The organism is Auritidibacter ignavus (genome assembly GCF_003703835.1).
Lineage (GTDB): Bacteria > Actinomycetota > Actinomycetes > Actinomycetales > Micrococcaceae > Auritidibacter > Auritidibacter ignavus.
The window spans coordinates 75,304-88,161 of sequence record NZ_RDQR01000006.1; the positions used below are offsets into that span (position 1 = coordinate 75,304).

11 protein-coding genes are annotated in these 12,858 nt (G+C 61.6%); 8 read left to right on the forward strand and 3 right to left on the reverse strand.

Annotation, left to right across the window (positions count from 1 at the left end; genetic code table 11):
* Window positions 1-6 precede the first annotated feature (6 nt).
* A complete protein-coding gene (locus DYI20_RS04930) occupies window positions 7-612 on the reverse strand; it encodes a TetR/AcrR family transcriptional regulator (protein ID WP_110122725.1) in 606 nt (201 codons plus the stop codon).
* 192 nt (window positions 613-804) lie between these two features.
* On the opposite strand from DYI20_RS04930, the gene DYI20_RS04935 reads away from it, so the two are divergent.
* The 5 genes from DYI20_RS04935 (at window position 805) to DYI20_RS04955 (ending at window position 6,539) form a co-directional block, all read left to right on the forward strand.
* On the forward strand, window positions 805-1,587 hold the full coding sequence (locus DYI20_RS04935; RefSeq protein ID WP_110110686.1) for an electron transfer flavoprotein subunit beta/FixA family protein: 783 nt from the start codon (window positions 805-807) through the stop codon (window positions 1,585-1,587).
* 13 nt (window positions 1,588-1,600) lie between these two features.
* On the forward strand, window positions 1,601-2,584 hold the full coding sequence (locus DYI20_RS04940) for an electron transfer flavoprotein subunit alpha/FixB family protein (RefSeq protein ID WP_122548983.1): 984 nt from the start codon (window positions 1,601-1,603) through the stop codon (window positions 2,582-2,584).
* 32 nt (window positions 2,585-2,616) lie between these two features.
* Entirely contained in the window at window positions 2,617-4,494 is a 1,878-nt protein-coding gene (locus DYI20_RS12575) for a cytochrome b/b6 domain-containing protein (protein ID WP_243857764.1), read from the forward strand.
* Window positions 4,495-4,578: 84 nt separating this feature from the next.
* Complete coding sequence (locus DYI20_RS04950; RefSeq protein WP_122548984.1) at window positions 4,579-5,316, forward strand: SDR family NAD(P)-dependent oxidoreductase; 738 nt, start codon at window positions 4,579-4,581, stop codon at window positions 5,314-5,316.
* Window positions 5,317-5,378: 62 nt separating this feature from the next.
* The gene (locus DYI20_RS04955; RefSeq protein ID WP_122548985.1) at window positions 5,379-6,539 is read left to right on the forward strand and encodes an acyl-CoA dehydrogenase family protein; all 1,161 of its coding nucleotides are present in this window, start codon (window positions 5,379-5,381) and stop codon (window positions 6,537-6,539) included.
* 15 nt (window positions 6,540-6,554) lie between these two features.
* Here the strand turns inward: DYI20_RS04955 and DYI20_RS04960 are convergent, their stop codons facing one another.
* Window positions 6,555-7,328, reverse strand: coding sequence for an enoyl-CoA hydratase/isomerase family protein (locus tag DYI20_RS04960; protein WP_122548986.1), 774 nt, complete (start codon window positions 7,326-7,328; stop codon window positions 6,555-6,557).
* Between the two features lie 160 nt (window positions 7,329-7,488).
* Here DYI20_RS04960 and DYI20_RS04965 point away from each other — a divergent pair, with 160 nt between their 5' ends.
* On the forward strand, window positions 7,489-9,153 hold the full coding sequence (locus DYI20_RS04965) for a long-chain-fatty-acid--CoA ligase (protein ID WP_122548987.1): 1,665 nt from the start codon (window positions 7,489-7,491) through the stop codon (window positions 9,151-9,153).
* Between the two features lie 31 nt (window positions 9,154-9,184).
* Here DYI20_RS04965 and DYI20_RS04970 read toward each other — a convergent pair whose 3' ends face one another.
* Entirely contained in the window at window positions 9,185-10,096 is a 912-nt protein-coding gene (locus DYI20_RS04970; RefSeq protein WP_122548988.1) for an aspartate dehydrogenase domain-containing protein, read from the reverse strand.
* Between the two features lie 101 nt (window positions 10,097-10,197).
* On the opposite strand from DYI20_RS04970, the gene DYI20_RS04975 reads away from it, so the two are divergent.
* A complete protein-coding gene (locus DYI20_RS04975; protein WP_122548989.1) occupies window positions 10,198-11,205 on the forward strand; it encodes a DUF368 domain-containing protein in 1,008 nt (335 codons plus the stop codon).
* Between the two features lie 133 nt (window positions 11,206-11,338).
* Window positions 11,339-12,763, forward strand: a complete 1,425-nt coding sequence (locus DYI20_RS04980; RefSeq protein WP_110100883.1) for an HNH endonuclease — start codon at window positions 11,339-11,341, stop codon at window positions 12,761-12,763.
* The last annotated feature ends 95 nt before the right edge of the window (window positions 12,764-12,858 follow it).

The window sequence follows — 12,858 nt, forward strand, 5'->3', positions numbered from 1 at the left end:
GCCAGTCTAGTACGTCGGGTCGGCGACCACGCGCATATGCAACCCCATCTCATCGGCGTTGACATTGAGTTTTTCGGCCACCCGATCGATAAAGGGTTGCATGAACACCTGGCCGAGTTGCCCGTAGAGGACACGCATGACCTGTTCACTGGTGTCACGAGTGGTGGAGGCGAACCCGCGCTCGCGTAACTCTTGGATCTGGGCGGTGGCAAGATCGGTGATGCGCTGGTACAGGTCATCGGAGACCTCCCGATCGCCCAGCAACATCACGTGCCGGAGGTAATTCACCCCGTGCGGGTTCTCCTGACACCAATCGCGGAGTCGCTGATCCAAAGTGGGGGCCACCGCTTGCGGATCATCCGGTTTGCGGTCTTCGGGAAGGTGCTCGTAGGCGATGGCATCCCGAATACCGAACACGATCTCATCTTCCACCGCTTCCTTCAGGAGCGCCTTGGTGCCGTAATGATGAGTAATCAACCCGACGGTCACCCCGGCCTGCGTCGAGATCGAGCGCATCGAGGTGGCAGCCGGGCCGTGTTGTGCGAACAATTCCAGAGCGGCCTGCAGGATGCGTTCTTTCGCCGTGGTTTCCGCTGAGTCGGTGAGCTGCATCCGGGTGTCGCCTCTTTCGGTAACGATGAAAATAATGCGTGCTAGATCACAGTAGAGTACTATGTGTGTGGCTAAATCCTAACGTGCCATGACGCGCGCCTTGAGGGCACGACGGGACTTTGTGTCCCGGTCAGCGCCAGGATGACACCCACCCGAAACTACAACGTACAAAAGTGCAGACGGAGTGCAGCGATGAAGCTAATGATCTTCGCCAAGTTCGTGCCCGACACCTATGGCAAGCGCGGGCTCGATCTCGAGACCGGCATGGTTGATCGTGTCTCAGAAGCCGTGATCGATGAGATCGATGAACGTGTCGCCGAGGCAGCCACCCAATTTAAGAACGACATTGGTGCCGATGACACCGAAATCATCGCCGTGACCATGGGCCCCGACGATGCCTCGCAGGCGCTGCGGAAGGTGCTGGCTATCGGTGCGGACCGGGCGGTGCACATCGTCGACGACGGATTGGCTGGGTCCGATTTGGTCCAAACCGCCCGCGTTTTGGCCGCCGTGGTGGAGCGTGAAGGTGCTGACCTGGTGCTCACCGGGGCTGAGTCCACCGACGGTCAGGGCGGTATGCTCGCAGCCGCGATCGCCCAGCTGACCGGCCGGCCCGTGGCGCCTAGTTTGGATGAAGCCACCGCGACCGCCACCGGGATTTCCGGTGTCCAACGCGATGGCACCACCGAAACCACGTTGAGCGTTCAGTACCCCGCTGTGGTCTCGCTGACCGAAAAGATTGCTGAGCCACGGTTGCCGAACTTCAAGGCCATCCGTGCAGCGAAAAAGAAGCCACAGGAGCAACTGTCGCTGGCTGACCTGGACCTGCAGGCCGGTCCCGAGGCCGCCTATGTGCGCTCGACGATGGTTAGCGCCGCCCAGCGTCCTGCGCGCACCGCCGGACCGAAGGTCCCCGCTGAGGATAATGCCGTCAAGCAACTTGTTGACTTCCTGGCCGAACGCCACGTGATCTAATCGGAGGCACCCCATGACGAACCCCAATAACCCCGTTGTCCTGGCCCTGATTGAGCTCACTGAGCAGGGCCAACCCGCTGAATCTGCCGCCGAGGTGCTCGGCGCAGCTGCTGCAGTCGGCGCTCCCGTGGCTGTGGTAGCCACTGATAGCGAGCCTGCCGCCGAGGTGGTCTCGAGTCTTGGCGAGCTGGGTGCCACCCAAGTGCTGGCCTCCACCGGTGCCGGTTCCGGCTATGGTGAAGCCGAACTGACCGCCCTGGAGCGGGCCATCGACCAGTCGGGTGCCACCACCGTGGTACTGTCTCACACCATCACGGGTCGCAACACTGCCGGGCGACTGGCGATCTCGCGTCACGGTGCCCTGGCCTACGGCACGACCGGTCTGTACTGGGATGCCGAGGGTGAAGAAAACGTGGCCACCCACGCGGTGTTCGGTGGTGACTACAACGCCGAATCCACCGTGGAAGGTGGATTGATGATCGTGACGATTCGCCCTGGGTCGGTTTCCCACCGTGCTGACGCTGTGCCGAGTCCCGAACTGGTCACCTTATCTTCCGGTGAGACCACCTCGAAGTTCGCCAGCGTTGATGCCGTCCAGGTCGCCGAGCAGACCTCGACCCGCCCGGCGTTGACCAGTGCCGACATTGTGGTCTCCGGTGGTCGCGGCGTGGGATCGGCGGAAAACTTTGACCTGGTTAACCAGCTGGCCGATGCTCTCGGGGCTGGCGTGGGTGCCTCGCGTGCCGCGGTGGACTCTGGCTACGTGCCGCACTCCTACCAGGTGGGTCAGACCGGTGTCTCGGTCTCACCGACACTCTATGTGGCTCTGGGTATTTCCGGTGCAATCCAGCACCTGGCCGGTATGCAGACTGCCAAGACCATCGTGGCCATTAATAAGGACGAAGAGGCCCCCATTTTTGAAGTCGCCGATTTCGGCGTTGTGGGAGATCTCTTTGACGTGGTTCCCCAGCTGATCGAAGAACTGGGCAAACGCTAACCACTCGCGCACCACCAGGAGGGGCACCAACGATGACGGAGCAGGACAATCTGCCTGGCGAGCCTTCGCGGCGTCGCATGGCCGGATGGACACCACTAACCGTGGAAAACCCCCACGCCGTGCCGGCCACACGTGCACCGATGAACGCACCGGTTGACCAGCAGACCCCACCGGAGCCTGCTACAGCACAACCGACGGCTGCACAGCCTGCACCCCAGCCACCAGCCGATACCCCCGCGCCGGCCGGCGGGGCCGGAACGGTCGAAGAAGTGACCGAGCCGGCCCCCCTGCCAGCGGGGCGACGTCGCATGACGGGCTGGACCCCGTTGAACTACCGGTTCGTTCCGGAGCACACCGGACAGGCGGTTACCAGTGCGACACCCTCCCCATCCGCAGCACCCTCCGATTCCGTGGCCACTTCGGCATCCCCTGCGTCTGCACCCGAGGCCGACGCAACCACGGCAGATGGTACCGCCACTGGGGTTACCACCACCGCCCAGGTAGTCGAGGTCGCTGCCGAAGAGCAGTCGATCCCTGCCGGTCGTCGTCGGATGGCTGGCTGGTCACCGCTGAAGTATCAGCGCGTGGCCAGTACCCCGCAGCCGGGTGAGACCACTGAGGGATCCGGTGCATCACAGCAACCTGCGGTAGCTCCTGCCACCGTAGCAACACACGACACCGCGACCGCTACCACCGCGGGCCCGACGACCAGCGCAACAGCAGGTCAGGGGCATGTGGAAGAAGTCTCTACCCCCGAAACCGCTCCGGAGGGTCGTCGCCGGATGGCCGGTTGGACCCCGCTGAAATACCGCTACGTTCCGGCACAGCCGGCCGAAGCGACCGCTGCGGAACCCGAGCAGACCGAGCAGTCACCGGCCTCCTCGCCGACGGCGACGACCACACCCTCGGATACTCACCTCGCGGCCAATCAGGCGGCAGCCCAGCCCACCGCCGCTGCCGCCCAGCAACCGTCTGTCTCGCCGAGGCCGAAAGAGAAGAAACCGCTCTCGCCGTGGACCAAGCGCCTGCTCGGATTGGCCGGTGTCCTGGTTCTGGCCGTTGTGGTGGTCCTTTTCGCCCGCTGGCTTCGCAGCCTGGACCCGGTGGCCGAGTTTATCGCCACCTACGACGGACACTCCACTCAACCGGCGGATACCCCCGAAGGGTTCCCGTGGTGGATGAACTGGGCACACTTCTTCAACTTCTTCCTGATGGTGCTGATCGTGCGCACCGGTCTGTTGATCCGCACCGAACAGCGTCCCGAAGCCTACTGGCGAGCCAAGAAGAAGAGCCTGTTCTCACCGTTCAAGGACGAAGGACCCAAGGTCACCATCCACCAGTTCACTCACCAAGCCCTGGACCTGCTCTGGGTGCTCAACGGCGTAATTTTTGTGATCCTGCTCTTCGCCACCGGCCACTGGGCCCGCATTGTGCCCACCGACTGGGACATCTTCCCGAATATGGTCTCCGCCGGGATCCAATACGCCTCCCTGGACTGGCCGGCAGAAGATGCGTGGGCGCACTACAACGCACTGCAGGTCGTGGCCTACTTCATTGTGGTCTTCATTGCCTCCCCGATCGCGATCATCACCGGTCTGCGGATGTCGACCTGGTGGCCGAAGAATAACGCCACTCTGAACAAGATCTATCCCGCTCCCCTGGCCCGCAAGCTGCACTTCCCGACCATGATCTTCTTCGTGGCATTTGTGATCGTCCACGTCTTCTTGGTGTTTATGACCGGCGCGCTGACCAACCTGAACTATATGTTCACCGGTCGCGACACCAACGACGTCTGGGGCCTGCTGGTTTTCCTCCTCGCCCTGGCGGTCACGGTCGGTGCCACCTGGCTGATCAAGCCGATGATCATCTCCCCGGTGGCTCAAACCACCGGTACCGTTTCGTCGCGCTAAGAAAACCCCACACGGTGCCTGTGACACGTCTCTCATTTGGTACTGTATGACTGTATAGTCACACCACAAGTTAAGGAGAAGACTATGGAGTTTTCACAGCGTAGTTTTATCGTCACCGGCGGTGGTTCTGGGCTCGGTGCAGCCACCGCAGGGGCCCTCGCCTCCCGGGGCGCCCAGGTCATCCTGGCCGATTTGAAGGGTGAAGATGCTGAAAACCGCACCTTCGTGAAAACCGATGTCACCGACGAAGATCAGGTTCGCAGAGCCATCGAGGTCGCCCAGTCCACAGCACGGCTCTCCGGCCTGGTCAACTGCGCCGGGATCGCCATTGCCCAAAAAGCCGTGTCCAAAGGTCAAGCCACCCCGCTGGCCGACTTCGCCAAAGTCGTCAACATCAACCTGATCGGTACCTACAACACCACCCGGCTGTTCGCCGAGGCCATCCACACCCAGGAACCGGATGAGCGCGGTGAGCGCGGGTTGGTTGTCAACACTGCCTCCGTGGCAGCCTTCGACGGCCAGATCGGACAGCCGGCCTACTCGGCCTCCAAGGGTGGTGTCGCCTCCATGACGCTGCCACTGGCCCGCGAACTCGCCCGCCACGCCATCCGCGTGGTGACCATCGCTCCCGGGATCTTCAAGACCCCGATGATGGCCTCGCTACCCCAGGAAGCCCAGGACTCCTTGGCCAAAGCGATCCCGTTCCCGCAGCGTCTCGGTGAGCCCTCCGAGTACGCCCAATTGGTGCTGCACCTCTGGGAGAACCAGATCCTCAATGGTGAGGTCATCCGCCTGGATGGCGCCATTCGGATGCAGCCCTAACGACCCCACTTTGTCAGATCACCAGATAGCCACCCGGCATCGACCAAGCTGAGGAGAAAAGCATGTTATTAGATGACTACCGCCCCCGCTGGGCCACTGAAGAACACGACGATTTGCGCGATATGGCCCGCGAATTCTGCGAAAAAGAACTCGCCCCCAACGCGGAACGTTTCGCTGAACAGCACGAAGTCGACCGCGACCTGTGGAATAAAGCCGGCGACGCGGGCCTGCTGTGCCTGTCCATCCCCGAAGAGTATGGTGGCGGTGGCGGAGACTTCTCCCACGAAGCCGTACTGATCGAAGAACAGGCCCGCGTTGCTGACAATGCCTGGGGCAACGTGATCCATTCGGTGATCTGCGCCCACTACATCCTGGAATACGGTACCGAAGAGCAGAAGCAGCGCTGGTTGCCGAAACTGGCCACCGGAGAATTCGTCGCCGCGATCGGCATGACCGAACCCACCACCGGATCCGACCTGCAGGCCATCCGCACCAAGGGTGTCCGCGACGGTGACGACTACGTGATCGATGGCTCCAAGACCTTCATCACCAACGGTTCCCAGGCCAACCTGATCATCATCGTCACCCGCACCAACGACCAACCCGGTCACAAGGGTATCTCGCTGGTCGTGGCTGAAACTGACGGACTTGAAGGCTTCTCGCGCGGTCGCGTGTTGCAGAAGATCGGGACCCACGGACAGGACACCCGTGAATTGTTCTTCTCCCAGATGCGGGTTCCCGCCGCCAACATCCTCGGCGGTGAAGCCGGCGAAGGTAAGGGTTTCTACCAGCTGATGCAGCAGCTACCCCAGGAACGTCTGGCCGTGGCCGTCACCGGCGCTGCTGCTTGTGAGGCCGCGGTGCGCACCACCATCGACTACACCAAAAACCGTCAGGTCTTCGGCAAGACCGTGATGGACATGCAGAACACCAAATTCGTCCTGGCCGAATGCGCCGGCGACACGCTGGCCGCCAAGTCCATGGTCGACTGGGCCATTGAAGAACACGTCGCCGGAAAACTCACCACCGAAGGGGCATCTGCGGCCAAGTTCTGGGCCACCGACATGCAGTGCAAGGTGGTTGACCGGTGCTTGCAGCTACACGGCGGTTACGGCTTCATGATGGAATACCCCATCGCCCGCATGTACGTTGATGCCCGAGTGCAGCCGATCTACGCCGGCACCAACGAGATCATGAAGGACTTGATCTCCCGCGGCTTCTAGCCCACCCCAGCTGGATTAGCCGAAGTTCGGCTCCCGCTTTTCCATCATGGCCTGCGCTCCCTCGATGAAGTCGGGGGAGCGCATGGCTGTTGCCTGCACGGCAATTTCATCTTCCAGGTGGGCGTCCAACCCCACCCCGGTATCTACCGAAGCCACCAACAACCGCTTGGTCTGCTCCAAGGAATACCGCGATTTCTTCACCAAGATTTGAGCCAGCTGTTGTGCCCGGAACTGGGGGTCCTCCACCAGTTCGGTGACCAGACCCCACTGGGCAGCATCGGCGCCGGTAAACCACTCGCCACTCAATAAGATCTGTGCTGCCCGGGTGGGTCCCACCAGACGTGGCAAGAACCACGACAGCCCCAGATCTCCCCCGGAGAGACCCAGGTCCCCAAATGGTGCCCGGAACCTGGTCTGTGCGGTGGTGATTCGGAAATCACAGGCTCCAATCAGCGAGATTGCCCCACCGATCACCAGTCCGTTCACCGCGGCAATCACCGGCTGACGGGCGGCCCGGATCTCCACCGGAGTTTGATAGATCGCCCGCACCTGATCATCGTTGATCTGTGGTTCACCGTCATCAGAAAACGGCAGGGCCTTCAGGTTCAACCCGGAAGAAAAGGCATCGCCGGCTCCCTGAATGATGATCACCCGTACCTGTTCGTTGGTGCGTAGCTCGCGCACCGCCGCGGCGAAATCTGCAAAATCCTGCGGGCTAAGTGCATTCAACCGTTCCGGAGCATTCAGGGTAACGGTGCCGATGTTGCTGTCAATACTGGTCTCAATCATGTGCTTTATCCTAGTGATCCTGCTAACAACCGACCATGGTGGTCATAGATACCTGACGTCATGAATGAGCGTCATCCGTAATTCGGCTCACATGACATACTAAACTGAGTGAGTCAGATCACCCCGAAATATGAGACTTAACACAACATAAGGAGTACCAATGACTGAACCAGTGGTCACCGGTTACCCCGCCACCATGATGAACGACTACCAGCTCAGCCTCACCACACTGCTGCGCCACGCTTGTCGCAGCTATGGTGATACCCCGGTGGTCTACCGCACGGCCGATGGCGGCTGGGATCGCACCACCTACGCGGCGGAATACACCCGGATCGTGAAGATTTCCTACGCTCTGCGCAAGCTAGGTGTCCGCGTGGGAGACCGGGTCGGCGTGATCGACTGGAACAACCTGCGACACTTCGAAATGTACTGGGCCCTACCGGCCCTGGGTGCCGTCCACGTTCAGATCAACCTGCGTCTTCCCCCCGAAGACATGCTCTACGTGCTGGACAACGCCGGGATGAAAGTTGTGTGTGTCGACGAAACCCTACTCCCGGTCGCCGAGGCGATTGCCCCGCAGGCCACCGGCGTGCAGACCTGGGTGATCATGACCGACAAACCCGCCGACCAGGTCCAGACCAGCCTGGAGAACGCTGTGTTCTACGAGGACATTCTGGCTGAAGCCCCGGTGGAAGAACACTGGCCGAATATGGACGAGAACTCGGCCTGTACCGCCTGCTACACCACCGGTACCACCGGTCGCCCCAAAGGCATCTTCTACTCCCACCGTTCCCAGGTGTTGCACACCTACGGTGTGGCCCAGGTGCTAGGAATCACCTCCGATGACTGCGTGATGCCCATTACCCCGATGTTCCACGTCTCCAGCTGGGGCTTTGTCTATATGGCGGTGCTGTCTGGAGCGAAACTCGTACTCCCGGGCCGGTATGCCATGGAAGAAACCCCGGAACTGGTGCGGGTGATCGTCGAGGAAAACGTCTCGGTCACCAACGGCGCCCCGGCTATCTTCTCCCCGATGCTGGAGGAGATCAAGAAAATGGATCCCGCCCCGGATTTGTCCCGGTTGCGCATGATTTCTGGCTCTTCCGAGCCGCCGCTGTCCATGATGCACGGATTTATCGAGCTGACCGGTGCCGAAGTCATCCACGGCTACGGTGCCTCCGAAACCTCCCCGGTGGTCGCCGTCAACCGTCTGAAAGGTACCCTGAAGGAAAAGCTGAGCGACGACGACAAGTTGCAACTGATGCGCAAACAAGGCCTGTTGCTTTCCGGCATCGACTTTGCCCTCTTTGACGGGGTCGGCTTCGAGGTCCCCTGGGACGGTGCATCGGCCGGTGAGATCTGCATGAAGGGCCCCTGGATCACCGGGACCTACCACAAGATGGCCGAAGAAGATTTGGCCGACCGTTTCGTCAACGGCTACTGGCGCTCCGGCGACGTGGGCACCATCGACGAGAACGGCTACCTGAAAATCACCGACCGCATTAAAGACGTGATCAAATCCGGTGGCGAGTGGATCTCCTCGATCGATATGGAAAATGCGCTCACCGCTCACCCGAAGATTGCCCAAGCTGCCGTGGTCGGGTTGGAACACCCCAAATGGGAAGAGCGCCCCTTCGTGCTGGTGGTGGCTCGCGACGGTGAAGAGATCACCTTGGACGAAATTCACGAGCACCTGCTCCAGGACTTCGCCAAGTGGCAGTTGCCGGACTCCTTCCAGGTTGTTGATCACATCCCCGCCACCTCGGTCGGCAAGATCGACAAGAAGAAGATCCGCGCCGAGTACTCCGATACCTACCTGGTGTGACCTGGTCTCACCAGGGTTGATCTGCGCAAACCTAACCTCGCGGCTTGCGCGCTGTCGGTGGTGTGTGATCCCCCAGCTGCTGAAGCACCTGCCGGAGCGTATGCGCTACCGACAGCGCGGTCGTGATGGAGGTCTGCGGATTTTCCGGGCTCGGAGCCGACTCGAACGTGAACTGAAACCGCCCGGCGGCACCGGTGGCGATGATTTCATGCCGGGCATCGGTCAAACGTGGATTGGCCACCAGATTCAGCTCCACCCGATCCAGCGATTGTTGCATCAACCGCACGTTATCCTCCGGCGACGTGCCCAACCCCCGGGTGGCCCATGCCAACGCCACGCCCACATTCGTATTCCCCGGAAACGACTCTATTGCGCCTCGGGGGGAACCCGAAAACACCGTCAACGGTTCGTCGTCGTCCCCCACGTTTGCCAGCCGATCCTGTTGCTGGTCATCCATCCAGGGCTGAATCAAGCTTTCCGGCGGTTTCGATGTGGTAATTCCCACCCGGTCCAGCCCGTCGGCCTCGGCCAGTGACGACAACATATCCAGCCCGCCGATCGCACCGTGGGTTACCCACAACCGTCCCGGACCCGATAACAGCTGGGTGGCAATCTCTTCATCGACCAACGCACCCACACTGGTCAGCACCGCATCTTTACCGGCCGCAATCACCCCCGGTCCGTAGGTAGTGGCCGGTTCAACTCCGGCGGCCTCCACAATGATCTCAGCACTGTCCACCGCTGTTTCTAGACCCGGAGTATCAATCTGGACCAATTGCACGCCATCGGGTGCCGGACTGTCTTCATAGCGCGACAGATCCCGCACCGCCGCGGTGAGTCGGATTCGGTCCTTATCCAGTTCCGGGCGCAACAACCGTGCTAAATGGCGACCCACCGCACCAAAACCCAGAAAGACCACGTGGGTTGACGTTTCTGCAGGCATTTTTTCAGTCTAATCTCGTAGACTGACTCAGGCCATGCCCGGCTGGCAGACAACTCCCGCAGAAACAGTCCAGCGACCGTAGAGAACAGGACACCGTCCCGATGTCATCAGCCCCCGATGAGGCCACCGACCAGCAGACCGCGCCCTCCGGGCCCAGTTACCGCAAGACCTCCGTGCTCGGTAACGCCGTGCGCGGTGCGATGATGGGCACCGTCGAAACTGTCCCCGGCGTCTCCGCCGGTACCGTGGCCCTGGTGGTCGGCATCTACGACCAGATCATCGATTCCGCCTCGCATCTGATCACCGCCGTCCGCAAACTCATCACCGGCCCCGACCGAGCTGCTGCCTTCCGCTCCGAGATGGCAGCCGTGCATTGGAAAGTCGTCATTCCCGCCGTCATCGGCATGCTCGTGGCGGTATTGTTGATCGCCGGCCCCATGGTGAATCTGCTGGAAAACTACCCCGAACAAATGCGCGGACTGTTCTTCGGCATGGTGCTGGCCTCGATCGCCGTGCCCTTCCTGATGTTGCTCGATGGCTTCCGCTACCGTCGCCAACTGCTACGCTGGGCTGGCAAAGACCCCTCCCGCCAGCGCCTGCGCTACTACCACATCCTCGCCGCGATCCTCGGCCTGATCGCCGCCTTCTGGCTGGTGTCCCTGCCCCAAGCCGACCTGGAGCCCACCCCCTGGATCATCATTCTCGCCGCCGCCGTCGCGATTTCGGCCCTCGTCTTACCCGGACTGTCGGGCTCATTCATCCTGCTGACCTTCGGACTCTACGAGCCCACCCTGCGCGCCGTCGACGAACGCGACCTGGGCTATCTGGGAATCTTCCTGACCGGCCTGATCCTCGGCGGTATCGTGATCGTCAAAGCCCTGAAATGGTTGCTCGACCACTACCACGCACTCACCCTGGCGGTGTTGACCGGCGTGATGGCTGGCGCCCTGCGGAGCCTGTGGCCCTGGCAAGACGAAGCCGGATCACTACTCGGCCCCGATCCCAACACGCTGATGCCCGTCATCCTCTTGATGCTCGCCGGTGTTGCCATCGTGGTGGTCTTGATCATCGTCGACCGCCGAATGGCTCGTCGCGCCCAAGACAGCTAACGTCTGACCCATGCGCTCCGACCCCTGAGCTGACGATCGCTGCCTCCACAGCACGCCCCCACAGCCCTCTGGTTGTCCACAGTTGGATCGGGCCGACTGCCCCCGAATTCAGTGGCCCACTACGTTGGAGGGCATGACCATCCTGACTGATGCCGCCACCACCGCCACCCAACTGGCTCAGGCCCGCGAGCAATTCATGGCCGAATTCGTCGCGATGTGCGCCGATACCCCACTCGCTGCACAACCCGCCCCCGTTGCCACAGAAGCTGGCATGGTCGAGCTGCTCACCGAACTCGAACGTACCAAAAATGCGCTTACCGCTGCTGAAGTCCGGCTTACCTCCCGGCTTCATGACCAACGCCTCGCCCGCGAGAAAGCTGAAGGCGTCCCCGCCGACCGCCGTGGCGCCGGCCTCGCGGCCGAAATCGGCCTGGCCCGCCACCAGTCACCGACTCGAGGTCACCGTTTCCTGGATCTGGCGCGCACCCTGACGACCACCATGCCCCGGGCATTGGACACCCTGACCGAGGGCCACCTATCCGAACACTCCTTGCAACTGATCAGTCGCGAACTCTCCGGCCTCACCCCCGAGCACCAGCGGACCATCGATGCCGAACTGGCCGAGCACTACCCAACTCTCTCGGCGCAACGCCTGGCCCGCCAAGCTCGCGGCCACGCGCAACGACTCGATACTGATCGACAGGCTACTCAAGCCCGCGACGCCCGGCCGAAACGCTCCGTCACTCTCAAAGATGCCGGCCCCGGCATGTCCTATGTGCTCGGTTACCTCCCCACCGAAGAAGCCACTGCGATCAAGGCTAGTCTCACCAAGGCCGCCCGTCGGATGATCGCCGACGCCGACAACCCCGATCCGCGCACGTTGAAACAGCTCGAAGCCGACTTGCTCGTCGAATACGCCACCGGCCAACGCACTGCGCCGGCAGTCTCAGCCCACGTCGGCGTGTTAATCACCGCCGATGCACTGTTTGGTCACGGTGATTCCCCGGCCTGGATCTCCGGACAAGGCCCCCTGCCGGCCGACACCGCGCGAAAGTGGCTGAAAAACCCCGAGGCGAAGGCCTTCATCCGTCGTTTCTTTATCGACCCCGGCCACGGCGGCCTGATCGGCATGGAATCTTCCGGCCGATCCTTCACACCCGGGCTCAAAACCCTGATCTCCTCGCGCGATGATGTTTGCCGCACCCCGTTCTGCGACAACCCGATCCAAGAATTTGATCACGCCACCCGGTATGCGGACGGCGGAGCGACCTCCTGGGAGAACGGGCAGGGGCTCTGTGCCAGCTGCAACCAGAACAAAGAAAAAATCGGCTGGAACTACACCGCCGACGCCGACGGGGTACAGGTTGAAACCCCCACTGGCCAGAGATACCACACTCCCACCACTCCCGTGATCCCTGGACTGGTGGTCGGCAACGGTCCTCCGGCACCCAATGCCCCGAATCTCAACGCGTCGGATCCCGACGAGGACACGCTGCCCTGGGACGCCGATGATGACCCACCGGGTTTCTCCGACTTCGAAGGCCCACCCCCGTTCTAGGGGTCTGCACGTTTTCATGTGTGCGTGTGCAAATTAATTGTGGATAGCTCTAGTAGCGATTTCTCATGACCAGTACCGTGGAGTGATGTAGCTTA